Here is a 14515-nt window from a genome sequence, read left to right on the forward strand (position 1 = left end):
CCGGCCGGGGACCGGCCGGGCCTCAGCCCGCCTGGGCCGGGGCCGAAGGGGTCTGCTTCATACCGTCGACGACGGCGCGGTTCTTGATGGCCATGGTGAAGTTCACCGTGCCGGGCTTGATCAGGATGCCCTCTTCCTTGACCGGCTTCACCTGGACATTGCGCGCGCCGAGGTAGACATGGCTCTTCTTGTCGAAGATCCATTCCTCGCGCTGGCCGCTGGTCTCGTCCAGCCGGGCCACCGCCACGCCGTGCCGGCCGGCCGCGTCCACCGCGTCGTCGACGACGACCACGCCCGGGATCTTCGCGGCGGTCTCGAACAGCGCCGCGTAGAGCTCCGGCGGCGGGTAGCTCTCGGAGAGCAGGTCACCGATGGTGGAGAAGGCCTGCTGGTCGGGGGTGTTCCCCTGCCCCTCGGTCTCCTTGTAGATCTTGGCCAGCAGTGCGTCGGGGTCGGTGGTCAGCCTGGCCAGGTAGTCGTACGACGGGCTGCCCATGTGCGCCTTGGGGGTGTTGCCCTGCTCGTCGGGCAGGGTCAGGGTCTCGCCCTCGGAGCTGTCGTTGACGGCGGGGTCGATCAGCCAGCCCTCGACGCCGTCCGCGGACTCCCACATCTGCCGCTTGTGCAGTTCGTCGCTGACCAGGCTGCTCTTGTCGTCGACGGTCTTCACATGGGTGTCGGCCAGCACGGACTCGATGTAGATGTACTGGCCGGCCTTCACGGTCGGGTGGTCGCTCTCGGCCGCCGCCAGGGAGATCTGGTCCAGCAGCTGGGGCACGCCCTTCGTGGTCGCGGTACCGAGGTCGGTGGTCAGGGCGGGGCCGGTGGCGACTCCCGCGTCCTCGATGCCCTCACCGCCGCCGGACACCACCACACCGCCGATGACGACGGCGGACAGGGCGGCGGCCATCGCGGGCAGCGTGATCGCGGGCCGCGGCAGCCGGAACCGCCGCGTCCGGCCGGGGGTCTCTTCCTTCTGTGCCTGCTGCTGGACCTGCTCGTGGATCTGGGCCATCAGACGCTCCTTGTGGAACCGGTGACGGCCCGACGGCAGGTCGCGCGCCGTACGGGACAGGAGCTGTGCGTCCTGCTCCCACTCGGACCCGGGACCGGACTCGGCAGAGTCGCGGCGGGGTGTGTTCGCGTTCATCGGTTTCCCTCCTGTGCGGGCCGGATCGCTTTTGCGTGATCGCCTCTTGTCTGTCGGGCGGGACGCGGCCCTTCCCGATTCCCGCGAACTTTCTCGGCGACGTTCGCGGAAGCGGTACGCCGCAACTTCTTACGGGCCCTGGAGAGGCGGGAGGCGACCGTGCCGACGGGGATGCCGAGCGCCTCCGCCGCTGCCTCGTAGTCCAGGCCCTCCCCCAGGCAGAGCGTGATGACCTCGCGCTCGGGTCTGCGCAGGGCGGCGAGGGCGGTCAGGGCGGTGGCGAGCCGCCGCCGGTCGTCGATCCGGCCCGCGACCTCGTCGGCGTGATCGGGCACGGCCGTCTCGGCCGCCGCGGCGGCGCTCGCGGCCCGCCGGTAACGCCGGTTGCTGCGGAACTGGTTGCGCGCGGTGTTGGTGGCGATGCCCAGCAGCCAGGGCCGCAGGGAGCCGCCCTCGGGATCGACCCTGTCCCTCAGCCGCCAGGCCTCCATGAAGGTCGACGCCATCACGTCCTCGGCGGTCGACCAGTCCGCGGTCAGCCGGTAGGCGTGGTTGTACACGGCACGGGCGTACGCGTCGAAGAGCTCCCCGAAGGCACCCTGATCCCCGGCCCGCACCCGGGTTCGCATATGAGTGGTCACGCCTATGAGCTGTGCGGCACAGGGGGGCGACTTCCCGTGAGGTACGTCACACCGGGGCGCGGTCGGTCGCACACGGCCCGGGTCAGCCGTCGATGTCGCCGGCCACGGGCTCTCCCGTGGGGCCGCTCGCCTCGGGCAGGCCGCTGCCGGGACCGAGGGACCGGCCTTCCCACGTCCGCACCCGCCACCCGTCGGCCGGGGTGCCGTCGAGGATGACGATCCCGGTGTTCTCCAGCGCGTGGGCCGCCGCGAACTCCACATCGACGTTGTCGGCCCGGGCCGCGGTCCACATACGGATGGCGGCACCGTGGCTGACCATGGCCACCGTCGGTACGCCGCTGCCGGCGGCCTCCGCGATCACGGCGTCGAGACGCCCCAGGGCCTCCACGCCGTTCTCCCCTCCGGGCATGCGGAGTTCGACGTCCCCGGCGGACCAGGCGAAGACGGTGGTCATGTACGTCTCGACGGCCTGGGCGTCGCCGCGCATCTCCAGGTCACCGGCGGACAGCTCCCGGAGGCCGTCCCGCACGCGGACCTCAAGACCGGTCCGGGCCGCCAGCGGGGCGGCGGTGAGCTGGGTGCGGAGCAGGGTGGAGGCGTAGAGGGCGCCGATCTCCTCACCGGCCAGCGCGTCCGGCAACGCGTCCGCCTGTCGCAGGCCCAGCGGGGTCAGACCCGGCCCCGGTTCTGCGGTGTCCAGCAGGTGCTTGAGGTTGGAAGGGGTCTGACCGTGGCGAATCAGCAGCAGGCGCATAGGAACGGTTCTGTCTCCAGAGTGGCTGAACAGGAACTTCCACTCTGGCACCCCCGAACAGGTCTAGCCCGCCGCGCCCCTCGCGCCCCGCCCGACGCCCTCGACGAACAGAGCCCAGGGCTCCGCCCCGAAGACCAGTGCGGGACCGTTCGCGACCTTGCTGTCCCGAACGGGGACGAGGCCGGGACAGCCGTCGGCGACCTCGACGCAGTTGTTGGCTCCCCCGTCGCTGTAGCTCGACTTGCGCCACGCAGCGGTGCTGAGGTCGGGGGTGTGCTTCATGACCTGTGGTCCTCCAGAACGCCCCGGATGAACGCCAGTGAGTCCGGCGGGGGCAGCGCCAAATCTCTCAACCGATCGTAGGACAAGCGATGGCGCAGCACCTCCTCCGCGCCGTCGATCAACTCGCCGCCGCCATTGCCCTCTTTGTAGGCAACGGCGCTCCCGTCCCTCTGCCACAGGAGAGTCAGCGACCCGTCCATCAAGTGGTGCACGCCGGTGGCGAAGGGAAGCACCTGCAGAACGACGTTCGGCCACAGGGCCACGGCCTCGATGCGCAGCAGTTGGTCGTCCCAGGTCTTCGCGGTGGCGGCAGGACGACGAAACGCGTACTCGTCGATGATGAAGCGGACATTGGACGCCGAGTCACGGCGTAACAGAAGCTGCCGTCCCATGCGCGCAGCCACCTGTTCATCAACCTCTTCGGTGTTGCCAGCTGTTGCCTGGGCGCCAGACAACACCCCACGAGCGAACTCCTCGGTCTGCAACAGGCCAGGCACACCAGGTGTGAAGACGTGCATGACCCGAGCCGTCGCTTCCAAGCGCATGAACTCCTTGTACTTGTCCTTGAACGCGTCGTGCCGTGCCACCTTCCAGAGCTGAACCAGCAGGTCACCGGACCCGTAATAGCGGTCCAGGTCCTCCATGACCGCCATCTTGGACAGCCGCTTACCCGCCTCCAAGCGGCTCAGGTAGCTCTTGTCGTACGCCGTCTCCTGGGCCAGTTGCCCCAACGACTTGCCGGCCTTCTCCCGCAGGTGTCGAAGGGTCCGACCCAGCCCCGCGAGACCCGACTCCCGCTCAACGTCAACGCGTTCGTCCACGTCACCCCTCACCGTTGCCTGGGCGCCCAGACAACGGGCGCCCCCTTCCGCAGCGTACGACCACACAGTGACGATAGGGGCACGAACGGTAATCGCCGCTCGTCAAAGCCCCGTCCGTCACGAGGAGTTCCGTCATGAGCCGACTCGGCGCGAAAACCTGCGAGTTGCTGTTGCGCGTACTGCTGCCCGCGCGGGGCCGCCATCGAGCGGTACCCGCCGCGCCCCGCTGCCGGTGCCGACTCGGCGCGGCGCAGGCATGACCGCCCCGCTCCGGCTGCTGCCGTGGACGACCCCCGAGGGCAAGCCCTGCTATCTGAGTACGGACAGTGCGCAGAGCAGGCTGTCCCGGCTCGCCGACGACGTGGAAGCGGCCCAACTCGGCTCCGGCGAGCAGGTGCTGGCCGGCGCCAGAGCCGTACTCGCCGACCCGAAAGCGGGCGAACGCGCCCTGCGTTTCGCGCTCACCAGATCGGTCGAGTCCCTGACGGACGCACTCCGCGTCGCGGCCAGCCGGGGTGCGCGCATCGGCGTCGGCGACAACCCGCTTCTCACTGCCCCCGCCTCCGATCGCTCCTGAGCACCAGCCCCGCGAACGCAGCCACACTCGCGCCGAAGACACCCGCCGCGAAGGCCGGTGCGTCATGGTCCACCAGGTGTTTCGTGAGCCAGAAGACGCCGATGATGCCCGTGCCTCCCAGCACCGCGCCGAACATCCGGAAGCGGACCTCCACCCGGTCCAGCCAGCGCCGGTGCTCGTAGTCCGCCTCGACCTGCCGCAGCATCCGCGCCGCGCTGCCCGGGACAGCCGTCTCCCAAGAGTCGATCTGCTGCTCGACGGGGAGGTCACGCCAACTGCTGCGGGTCTCGGGGGACGCCTCCGGCCCGGGAGCGGGGGAAGGAAGAGCGGGCGAGGGAGTGGGCTCGCTCATCGGGCGCCTCCCGTGGGCGGTGGGCCGAGTCGGTTGTACGCGTCGTGCAACTGGTCGTCCCTCGTCGGCGGACCCGGCGGAGCAGCACCCGAGGAGCGGGGGCCACGGAAGGTGGCCGCGCCGACGATCCCCGTCAGAAGGGCCTCGCTCCTGCGTGGACCGGGCCGGTTCGGCCGCAGCGGCCGGTCCCTGGAGCCAGGACCCGGACCGGTGCCGCCCACCGGCGTCGGGGTCGCCGCCAAGCTCTGCTGGAGCCGCAGATGGCGGAACTCGTAATGCGCCCCCGACCGGCGGAGTACGCCACGGCGGTGGGCCTCCTCCAGGAACGCCATGAGCCGCCACGGTGCCCGGCCGGTCAGGGCCAGCCAGATTCTGGCCGGGGCGAGGCGGCCCCAGGCGCTCAGGGCGAGCGAGGACGTGCCGACCTGGACCCACACCTCGGTGTGCATGGTGCCCAGCGTGCCGCCGGGGGGCATCGCCGAGATCAGCAGCAGGCAGACCCCGCCGGCGAGGAGCGCGGCGATCGCGCTCCTGGCGAGCGTGGCGTCCCGGTCGGTGCGCAGGGTGCTGAGCGGGCCCGCCGCGCGCATGGTGTCGGACGGGGTGTTCAGGGCTCGGTAGACGCCGGAGGCACAGCCCCCGATGGCACCGATCAGGACGCCGAACGCGACGAACGGGCCCACCGCGTCGAGGACGACGGCCCCGGCCTGACGGTGTACGAGCCATACCTCGGCCTCGTGCGGTAGGGCGAGCACCAGGTTGTGGGCGTCCACGGTCCTGCCCTTCCAGTCGCCGGGGCCCTTCCAGACGGTCATCCAGTCGCCCCGCTCCTGGTGGATCCGCAGCGTCCCGGTGAACGTTCCGAGTTTCTCGTCCCGCGAGATCCGGGCGCCCGCCTTCACGGCGAACGGCCTGTCCAGCCCCGTACGCCCCACCAGCCAGAACTCCTCCCGCGCGACCGAGCGGACCGAGCGCCCGCCGTCGTCCGTCCGCTGGAGTTCCCAGCCCTCGATCACCTCACCGCTCGCGCGCGGCTCGGCCGACCGGATCTCGTACGCGGCGAAGGCACCGGCCACGCAGCCGACGAGGGCCCCCACGCAGACCCCGATGAGCGTGCAGGCCACGAACCCGCGGAGGAGTCCTCGGGCGAAGCCGCGCAGTACCGCCCCGGGGCCCGTGTACGGCGCCGCCGTCCGCTCCCCGCGCCGCAGTCCGGCCAGGAGGAGCAGCAGCCCCGCGCCGAGACAGGTGAGGGCGGGGACCACCGCCGTCTGCCGCGAGTAGCCGTAGACCGCCAGGCCGGCGAAAAGGATGACGGCGCCGAGCGCGCGCACGGTCCGCGGGCCGCTCGGGCTGCCCGCCCACGGCAGACCCATCGGGAGAGGGCGCCGGGGCAGACCCGCGACGCCGAACATCATCGACAGGATCAGTCCGAAACAGCAGCCGTTCAGGAACCAGGCCGGTCTCTGCGTGAGCACCGCGCCGAGCCGGGAACTCACCAGGGGCGGTACGAGCAGGCCCATGCCCACCGCCACCACCGTGGCCGCGGCGGCCATGCGCAGGGCCAGCCGCACCAACTGCCGTGGCCCCTGCGGGGTCTGCGCCGTGGCGGGCAGCAGCCGGGCCAGTCCGAAGCACAGGCCCAGCAGGATGCCCGCGTAGTTGAGGACGGTCGACGGCACGGTGTCCCAGTCGGCGACCACCCCGCGCCCCAACTTGGCCAACGGCACCAGCAGGGCCGCCGAGGCGACCAGCGCCAGTACGGCGGGGCCGAGCACGCGCAGCGCCCGGGGCATCGCCGTCGGCACCTCCCACCAGGCCAGCCGCCAAGTGCCGGTCGTACCGACGTCGCGGGCGAGCCGGCGCAGCCAGCGGTGCGCGGCGTCCGGACTCCAGGTGCCGCAGCCCTGGCCCGCCGCACCGGAGGCGGTCGCTCCGAAGGCCGCCGGGACGCAGGCCTCCAGCAGGTGTTCCTCGACATGTCCGGCGGTGGGGAAGCGGCCGGTGTCCCGCAGTTCGGCCGGGTCGCGCGAGGTGTCCCCGTACACCGTGCGGGCCAGCGTCACCATCAGCGGTGAGGTCATGACCTCCGCGAGGGGCGGGGGCGGGTCCGCCAGGACCGGGGTCCAGGGCGTGCGGCCGTGCGAGTCCGGCCGGGCGGTGCTCTCCAGATAGCCGCGCGCGGTGGCGAGGTCCAGTGGCCGGAGCCGTACGACCTCGGCGGCGGTCAGCACGGCGCCGGCGTGCACGGCCCGGCGCCAGTCCTGCGTACGGCAGGTGAGCAGGACGGGCAGCCGGTCGTCGAGTTCGTGGTTGAGATGGCGCAACACCTGCTCGTGCGCCGGGCCGGGAAGCTCGTCGAACCCGTCGAGCACGGGCAACAGCAGCCCGGCGTCCAGCAGTTCGCGGGCCATGGTCCGATCGCCCGTGACGGCGGCCAGCGGCCGGTACTCCGCGGCCAGCCGCTCGGCCAGCCAGTCGCGCAGGGCCATGGACCTGGGGTCCCAGCCCGCCAGGGGGAACAGCACCGGCACCGGGTCGCCGGGCTGCCGGTCCGCGAGCGCCCCGAGCACGAACCGCACGGCGAGTACGGTCTTGCCCGCCCCGGGGTCGCCCAGCACGACCAGGCGGCGGGACGGCAGCGCCATGAACGTCTCGACGATCCGGTCCGGCCGCTGGTCACCGTCGCGCGGCTCGGGCAGTTCCAGACCTCGCCGGACGGTGTGGGGCAGGTCGGCGAGCGGCGGGCCGACGCGCGACCAGTGGACGTCCAGCGGCTCGGGATCGTACAGCCCGCGCAGCCGCGCCTCCGCCCGCCACTGGAGGTCCACCGCCTCGGCGAGTTCGTCGGCCGCCCGCTGCCGTCGGTCGGCGGCGGTGCCGGTGTCCGCCTCCTCGCGCAGCAGCTCCGTCAGGAACGCGCCGACCGAGACGAGCGCCGAGACCGCCGAGATCCACATCGACGTCCGGTCGGGACCGCCGCCGCCCGCCAGCGCGACGAACAGCGCGAGCAGCGCCGCGGCGCCCATGCCCAGCCCGAACCGCCGCCGCAATCGTGCATCCCGCATGACCTGCCCCTCCCGTCCGCACCCGGTCGTCAAAGGGGTGAACGAGGTGGCGGGTGTCCGCGTACCGGCGCACCGGACGCCGGGGCGGGCGCGCGGAAGCATGACGGGGGCACATGCCCGCGCCCCGGTGTCCTCGCGACCGCGGCAACCTTTCCCCCGCACGCGGCGACCCCCCACCGACCGGCTCACCCGCCCCCACACGAACGGAAGCCGCCCGTGACCGCGAACCGCAGCAAGGCACGCCTCCGCAGGCGCAGGACCGCCCTGGCCGTCGGCATCCCGCTGGTCCTGGTCGCCTCCACCGCCAACACGGCGAGTGGCACGACCGCCGTGGACGCCGCGGCCACCACCCTCACCGTCGCCAAGGACGGCAGCGGGATGTACACGACCGTCCAGGCCGCCGTGAACGCCGTGCCCGCGAACAACGCCTCGCGCGTCGTGATCTCCGTCAAGCCGGGCACGTACCGCGAGTTGGTGAAGGTCCCCTCGAACAAGCCGCACGTGACCGTCCAGGGCAGCGGCGGCAGCCGTAAGGACACCGTCATCGTCTACAACAACGCGGCCGGGACCGCGAAGCCCGGCGGCGGTACGTACGGGACCAGCGGCAGCGCCACCGTCGCCGTGGAGGCCGACGACTTCCAGGCCCGTAACCTCACGCTCTCCAACGACTTCGACGAGGGTGCCAACCAAAGCCTCAGCGGACACCAGGCCGTGGCCCTGCGCACCGCCGCCGACCAGGTCTTCCTCGACGGGGTGATCGTCGAGGGCGACCAGGACACCCTGCTCCTCGACACCGCCGCCAAGGAGAAACTCGGCCGGGTCTACGTCCGCAACTCCTATGTCATCGGGAACGTCGACTTCATCTTCGGCCGCGCGACCGCCGTGATCGACCAGTCGGTGATCACCCTGAAGAAGCGCTGGGACGGCAGCTCGGCCGGTTACATCACCGCTCCCAGCACCGCCGCCGACCGCAAGGGCATCCTCGTCAACCGCTCGGCCGTGAACGGTGACGTGTCCGCCGGGACCTTCTACCTCGGCCGCAACTGGCACGCGGGCGGCGACGCGACCCTCGACCCGCAGACCACCGTCCGCGACTCCACGCTGAGCGCCGCGATCAGGTCGACCCCGTGGGTGGACATGGGCGGCTTCTCCTGGAAGGACGACCGTTTCGCGGAGTACAGGAACACCGGTCCCGGCTCGGGCGCCGCGAGCGGCGACCGCCCGCAGCTGACCGACGCCCAGGCCGGCGGCCAGGAGGTCGCGGACTGGCTGGGCGGCTGGACCCCGACCGCCTCCTGACCCGGGGAGCCCGCTCTACGGGCTCGGCTGGAGCAGCGGCATGGTCGTCTCCGTCGAGAACTCCGTCGGCAGCGGGCCCGCCAGCTGCGCGTACGTACCCCCGTACGCCAGCAGTTCCTCGTGCGTGCCCTGCTCCACCAGCCGTCCGCCGTCCACGACGAGAATCCGGTCGGCGTCCGGGGCGAGCGTCAGATCGTGGGTGATCATCACGGTCGTCCGGCCGGACACCAGGCGCCGCAGCGGCTGGACGACCCGGCGCGCGGCGAGCGCGTCGAGCCCGGCGGTCGGTTCGTCGAGTACGAGGACGGGGGCGGCCCGGAGCATCGCGCGGGCGATGGCGACGCGCTGGAGCTGCCCGCCGGACAGCACGGCCGTGCCCGGCGTGATCAGCGTCTCGTACCCGTCGGGCAGGGAGCGGACGAACTCGTGGGCGTCCGCGTCCCGCGCGGCCCGCTCGATCTCCGCGTCCGTCGCGCCCGGCCGCCCGCACGCGATGTTCTCGCGGATCGTGCCGTGCAGGACCAGGGTCTCCTGGGGCAGCAGGGCCACGTTCTCGCGCAGGAACTCCAGGGTGACGTCCGCGAGCGGGACGCCGTCCAGGCGGATCACCCCCGCCGAGGGGTCGTAGAACCGGGTCAGGAGTTTGGTGAGGGTCGACTTCCCGGCCCCGCTCGGGCCGGTGACCAGCACGAACTCGCCGGGCTGCGCGGTGAACGACACCTCGTGCAGGCTGTCGCGCTCCGCGCCCGGGTAGCGGAAGGAGGTGTGGTGGAAGGAGACCCGGCCCTGTACGGGCCACTGCCCGACCGGGGCGGCCGGGTCGGTGACGGCGGGCTCGGTGTCCAGGATCTCCTGGAGCCGCTGCGCCCCGGCGGTCGCGGCCGTCAGGGTCAGGCCCAGCTGGCCGAGGTCGCGGATCGGCGGATAGAGGTAGCCGAGGAACGCGGCGAAGGCGAGCAGCTGGCCCAGGGACATCCGGCCCTGCGCGATCTCCCAGGCGCCGAGCCCGATCACCGTGAGCACGCAGAGCGTCTCGACGACCTCGACGAACTGCTCGTACATCTCGCTCGCGCGGGCCCCGCGCACGCTGGCCCGCAGCCAGGCGCGCGCCTCGCGGTCGAGCCGCTGCTCCTCCGCCCCGCGCCGGTTGTACGCCTGCGTGAGCACGATGGTGCCGAGGGACTCCTCGACGACCGAGGTGATCGCGCCGTCGGCGGTCCGCTCGTCCCTGGCGGCCTTCTGGACACGGCCGGCGAAGCGGCGGGCCGCGAGGAGGAAGAGGGGCGCGAGGAGGAAAGTGACCAGGGCGAGGTCCCAACGGAGCCAGAGTGCGGCGGCGGAGTAGAAGATCGCGGAGAAGGCGGCCGAGACCGCTCCGACCGCGCCCGAGACCACCATCTGTTCGATGGCCTCGACGTCGCCCGTGAGCCGTTCCACCAGGTCGCCGCGGCGGTACCGCTGGAAGAAGTGCGGGGGCAGGTCCTGGACATGGCGGAAGACGCCGGCGCGCAGCCGCAGGACGAATCTCTCGGCCGTGCGGATCGCGAGGGAGTTGCCGAGATAGCCGACGACCGCGCCGAGCACGGCCACCGCGAGCCAGGCAACGGCCGGGCCCCAGAAGGCGCTGAGCGAACCGGCCTGCAGCGCGTGGTCGGTGAGTTCCGCGAAGAGCAGGATCGACGCCGTCTCCGCCAGCGCGGACACGATCACGCAGGCGATGATCAGCGACAGCCATCGGCGGTCGCCGCGCGTCAGCGGCCAGAAACGCGCGAATGCCTCCCGTACTTCCCGCATGGCGTTCAATTCCCTTTCCCTGCCCGTGTCCTGCCGTTTTATATTCCATTCCCCGGGTGCGGGAAACGGCCGAGGCGGGGTCCCCGGATCGAATCCGGGGACCCCGCCTCGTGGCGTCGCCTACTTGTTGCCGACCGGGCGGCGGCGCTGCTGCTGCTTGGCGGCACGCTTCGGCGCGGGCTTCGCGGCCTGCTTCTTGGCGGCCGGAGCGGACTTGCGGGACTTGCGGACCGGGGTGACCTTGTGGAAGCTCATGGATTTCTCTTTCCTGTGCGGGTGATCTCTTGTGTCGTGCGTTGTGCGGTGTTCCCTTTGCCGTAAGCCCTGTTCGGCTTCGACATGGAAAACACTACGGGAGCACGGAGACGGAAATCGCCAAATCCGCTGAGACCTCGATGAATTGCGACTGAGACGGTTTTCAGACGGAGTCGGGAACCACTTCCCTATTCACACAGACTTTATTACGCCGCTCACCCGGAATTTATTTACCGCCCGGGACTTCGTTCGTCCACCGAAGCGCCGACCGCGAGGTCCTGGCCCGTCACCCGCACGCTGATCCCGTCCTTGTGGACGCGTACGTCCCGCAGTCTCAGTTCGCCCTGGGGCGGCTTCGGGAGCCGGAAGCCGATGGAGAGGCGGTCGACCAGGGCCGGGCGCGTGAGGCGGGAGAGGCCGTCGAGGAGCGCCGGGTCGAAGCCGAGCCGCTCGATGATCTCGGGGTGGTCCACGGCGAGATCGACGAGGTTGACCTTCATGAGCCCGCGGACGAACTTCGGGGAGCCGGTGAACCGGGCGAAGTCGTTGTCGTCACGCAGCGCCGCCCGCACCGCGCTGTCCGGCACGCCGAACCGCCCGGCGATCGCCGGCACGGACAGCAGCTCCTTCGCCCTGCGCTTCTCCTTCGCGAGGCGGTCCGCGGACTTGCGCGTCAGATGCAGGCCCTCGGACTCACGGGTGCCGGGGCGGAAGGTGGCCAGGTCGCCGATGTCCAGCCGCATACCGCCGACCTCGGTGGAGATGCCGCGCTCGCCGTCCCGCCGGATCCGCGCGTCGGCCCGCAGCCGCAGATCGTGCCCGGCGACGGGCAGCGTGCCGCGCGCCCGTACCTCGTCGCCGCCATGACCGGTGAACGTGACCTGCGACGCGCCCAGTTCACGGTTCAGGTCGTCGAACGAGAGCAGCACCTCGCCGTCGAGCGAGGGGACGCGCGCGCCGCGCAGGGAGGTGGGGCCGCCGTCGAGCCGGACCCCGGTGGCCGTCGCCGAGACCTTCGCCAGGGAGATCCGGTCCGCCGCCACGTCCTGCACGGTAACCGACACGGAGTCGAGCCGCCGGTCGAGGACCTGGGTGACGAAGGGGAAGCCGTCGATCTCCACCTCGGGTGCCGCCCGCAGGTCCAGTTGGTCCCGGACCTTCTCGGCCGCCGTGCGCTCCGCGTACAGCAGCGCCCAGCGGTCACCGAGGGCGAGGAAGGCGGCGAGGACGAGGACCGCGATGACGGCCTTCGCGGCAAGGGGCAGGGCGGAGAGGGGAGTTCGGGCACGGACGCTGCCGCGACGCCTGCGGCGCCGGCCGCCGGCACCCTTGCGGTGGTCGGGGGGTGCCCACCGCGGCTCTTCCGGTTCTTCGGGGAACGCGGGTTCCTCGTCGCGAAGGAAGTCGTCCAGGGGGCCGTCGTCGATTGGCCCGTCGTCGCGAGGTCCGTCGTCGAGGGCGGCGAGATCCTCGTACGGATTGGGGGGCAGGTTGGGTGGGGGATGCGGAGGGGCATGCGCCGCTATGGGGTGGGGGGTACGCATCGCCCGATTCGACCATGCGTACCAACCCCACCCGCAACTCCTACCTGCGGTTCGCGATCTATCTCACGGCCGGCCGGCCGTTACCCGCAGGACACCCGGGCCTACTGGACGACGGTGATCCGGTTCGCCGCGGGCGGCGCGAGCGGGTTCGTCGCCGACGAGTTGGCGAGGAGGTACTTCTCCAGGGCCGCGAGGTCGTCGTCGCCCACCAGGTCGTCGGTGCCGAGGCCCAGCGTGGTGAAGCCGTCGCCGCCGCCCGCGAGGAAACTGTTCGTCGCGACGCGGTAGGTGGCGGCCGGGTCGATCGCGGCACCGTTCAACAGAATCGAGTCGCTGACCACCCGGTCGGCGCCGCTCTTGGTGAGGTCGAGCGTGTAGGTGAGGCCCGACGAAATCTGCAGCACCTTCGGCGAGGCCGCGTTCGTACCGCTGACCTGCTCCTTCAGCACCTGCACGAGCTGGGCGCCGGTGAAGCTCTGCAGATTCACCGTGTTGGCGAACGGCTGGACCGTGAAGCCCTCCGCGTACGTCACCACGCCGTCGCCCTCGCTGCCCTTGGCCGCGTAGGTCAGGGGCGCGCGGATACCGCCCGGGTTCATCAGCGCGAGGTCGGTCTCGGGGTCCAGCTCCTTGCCGTACGCGAGCTGCGCGTCGGCGATCAGGTCGCCGATCGGGGACTCGGTGCCGACGTTGGTGATGTCACCGGAGATGTACCCGATGGGCTTGTTGCCGATCGGCGCCGCCAGGGTGTTCCACCTGCTGATCAGCTCGGTCATGTCCGGGGCCTTCGCCACGTCACGCGTCACCACGTGGTTCGCGGAGGCGACGGCGGTCCGGGCGATGTCGCCGGTCCTGCGGTCGTACGTCAGCGTCGTGTCGGTGTAGAGCCGCCCGAAGGACGCCGCCGAGGTGACCGTGCGGGGCTTGCCCGACGGGTCGTCGATCGTGCACGCGTACGCGGCGTGCGTGTGGCCGGTGACCAGCGCGTCGACCTTCGGCGTGACGTTCTTCGCGATGTCCACGATGGGGCCGGAGATACCGTCGCCGCCACCGGGCGAGTCACAGTCGTAGTTGTACGACGCCGAGGCCGGCAGCCCGCCCTCGTGGATCAGCGCGACGACCGACTTGACGCCCTGCTTCTCCAGCTCCTTGGCGTACTTGTTGATCGTCTCGACCTCGTCCTTGAACTTGAGGCCCTTCACACCCTCGGCGGAGACGACTCCCGGGGTGTCCTCCAGCGTGACCCCGATGAAGCCGATCTTCACGCCGTTCTTCTTCCACACCCAGTAGGGCTTGAGGATCGGCTTCTTGGTCTTCTCGTCGAGGACGTTCGCCGCGAGGTACGGGAAGTCGGCGCCCTTGAACTTCCGGCCGTCCACGTAACAGCCGTCCGTGGGGTGGCAGCCGCCCTTCTGCAGACGGCCCAGTTCCTTGGCGCCCTCGTCGAACTCGTGGTTGCCGACGCTCGTCACATCGAGGTCGAGCTTGTTCAGCGCCTCGATGGTGGGCTCGTCGTGGAAGAGACCCGAGATCAGCGGCGAGGCGCCGACCATGTCACCGCCCGCCGCGGTGACGGAGTACTTGTTGCCCTGGCGGGCCTGGCGCAGATGCGTCGCCAGGTACTCGACACCGCCCGAGTCGATCGTCTTGGTGGTGCCGTCGGGCTGGATCTCGGTGACCCGGCCGGAGGAGCCGGACGGCGGCTCCAGGTTGCCGTGCAGGTCGTTGAAGGACAGCAGCTGGACGTCCTGGTAGCGGGACGGGCTCTGGTGTCCGTGCCCGTGCTTCTTCGCCGACTCGCCCGCGGACGCCGACGCGGAGGCGGACGCGGACGCGGGAAGTGCCGCGACCAGCGCGCCGATGGTGGCGACGCCCGCGACACCCGCGAGGAGGCGGGCGGTGCGGCGTCTTGGGCGGAACGGCTGAGGTATGGCTGACATGCGCCCCCCTGTGGGTCGGCTGATATGTGGGCCCCGTC

The 14515-nt window shown here is 71.4% G+C and carries 13 protein-coding genes and 1 pseudogene; 3 read left to right on the forward strand and 11 right to left on the reverse strand.

Going from position 1 to position 14515, the window contains the following annotated elements:
* Positions 1-22: 22 nt before the first annotated feature.
* The 5 genes from J8N05_RS04780 to J8N05_RS04800 all read right to left on the reverse strand — a co-directional run bounded on the left by J8N05_RS04780 (position 23) and on the right by J8N05_RS04800 (position 3648).
* Positions 23-1150 (reverse strand): CU044_5270 family protein, encoded by a 1128-nt coding sequence (locus J8N05_RS04780; protein WP_210881225.1) that lies wholly within the window; start codon positions 1148-1150, stop codon positions 23-25.
* Positions 1147-1779 (reverse strand): RNA polymerase sigma factor, encoded by a 633-nt coding sequence (locus tag J8N05_RS04785; protein ID WP_210890020.1) that lies wholly within the window; start codon positions 1777-1779, stop codon positions 1147-1149. Before J8N05_RS04785 ends, J8N05_RS04780 begins: the two co-directional genes overlap by 4 nt.
* Positions 1780-1873: 94 nt before the next feature.
* Positions 1874-2545: a histidine phosphatase family protein gene (locus J8N05_RS04790; RefSeq protein ID WP_210881226.1), complete on the reverse strand. Its 672-nt coding sequence runs from the start codon at positions 2543-2545 to the stop codon at positions 1874-1876.
* Positions 2546-2608: 63 nt separating this feature from the next.
* Positions 2609-2827, reverse strand: coding sequence for a DUF397 domain-containing protein (locus tag J8N05_RS04795; protein ID WP_210881227.1), 219 nt, complete (start codon positions 2825-2827; stop codon positions 2609-2611).
* Positions 2824-3648, reverse strand: coding sequence for a helix-turn-helix domain-containing protein (locus J8N05_RS04800; RefSeq protein WP_210881228.1), 825 nt, complete (start codon positions 3646-3648; stop codon positions 2824-2826). Before J8N05_RS04800 ends, J8N05_RS04795 begins: the two co-directional genes overlap by 4 nt.
* A 134-nt stretch (positions 3649-3782) precedes the next feature.
* Between J8N05_RS04800 and J8N05_RS47880 the strand changes: the two genes are divergently transcribed.
* Both J8N05_RS47880 and J8N05_RS04805 read left to right on the forward strand, forming a co-directional pair.
* Positions 3783-3908 carry a hypothetical protein gene (locus J8N05_RS47880; protein WP_282108142.1) on the forward strand — a complete coding sequence of 42 codons (126 nt, stop codon included), beginning with the start codon at positions 3783-3785 and terminating at the stop codon, positions 3906-3908.
* Positions 3905-4225 carry a hypothetical protein gene (locus J8N05_RS04805; protein WP_210881229.1) on the forward strand — a complete coding sequence of 107 codons (321 nt, stop codon included), beginning with the start codon at positions 3905-3907 and terminating at the stop codon, positions 4223-4225. Before J8N05_RS47880 ends, J8N05_RS04805 begins: the two co-directional genes overlap by 4 nt.
* On the opposite strand, the gene J8N05_RS04810 is transcribed toward J8N05_RS04805, so the two are convergent.
* Together J8N05_RS04810 and J8N05_RS04815 are read right to left on the reverse strand one after the other, a co-directional pair.
* Complete coding sequence (locus tag J8N05_RS04810) at positions 4197-4577, reverse strand: hypothetical protein (RefSeq protein ID WP_210881230.1); 381 nt, start codon at positions 4575-4577, stop codon at positions 4197-4199. The two genes, J8N05_RS04805 and J8N05_RS04810, sit on opposite strands and share 29 nt — an antisense overlap.
* Positions 4574-7645, reverse strand: a complete 3072-nt coding sequence (locus J8N05_RS04815; RefSeq protein ID WP_247706151.1) for an NACHT domain-containing protein — start codon at positions 7643-7645, stop codon at positions 4574-4576. The genes J8N05_RS04810 and J8N05_RS04815 overlap by 4 nt, the downstream gene beginning before the upstream one ends.
* Positions 7646-7960: 315 nt before the next feature.
* On the opposite strand from J8N05_RS04815, the pseudogene J8N05_RS04820 reads away from it, so the two are divergent.
* A pseudogene (locus tag J8N05_RS04820) lies at positions 7961-8944 on the forward strand (pectinesterase family protein); the annotation flags it as partial.
* 15 nt (positions 8945-8959) lie between these two features.
* On the opposite strand, the gene J8N05_RS04825 reads toward J8N05_RS04820, so the two are convergent.
* The 4 genes from J8N05_RS04825 to J8N05_RS04835 form a co-directional block, all read right to left on the reverse strand.
* Positions 8960-10738 (reverse strand): ABC transporter ATP-binding protein, encoded by a 1779-nt coding sequence (locus J8N05_RS04825; RefSeq protein ID WP_210881232.1) that lies wholly within the window; start codon positions 10736-10738, stop codon positions 8960-8962.
* A gap of 120 nt (positions 10739-10858) precedes the next feature.
* Positions 10859-10993: a hypothetical protein gene (locus J8N05_RS47885; protein WP_282108143.1), complete on the reverse strand. Its 135-nt coding sequence runs from the start codon at positions 10991-10993 to the stop codon at positions 10859-10861.
* Between the two features lie 230 nt (positions 10994-11223).
* Positions 11224-12537: an LmeA family phospholipid-binding protein gene (locus tag J8N05_RS04830; RefSeq protein WP_210881233.1), complete on the reverse strand. Its 1314-nt coding sequence runs from the start codon at positions 12535-12537 to the stop codon at positions 11224-11226.
* A gap of 101 nt (positions 12538-12638) precedes the next feature.
* Positions 12639-14477, reverse strand: a complete 1839-nt coding sequence (locus J8N05_RS04835) for a bifunctional metallophosphatase/5'-nucleotidase (protein WP_210881234.1) — start codon at positions 14475-14477, stop codon at positions 12639-12641.
* Positions 14478-14515 lie beyond the last annotated feature (38 nt).

The organism is Streptomyces liliiviolaceus (assembly GCF_018070025.1).
GTDB lineage: Bacteria > Actinomycetota > Actinomycetes > Streptomycetales > Streptomycetaceae > Streptomyces > Streptomyces liliiviolaceus.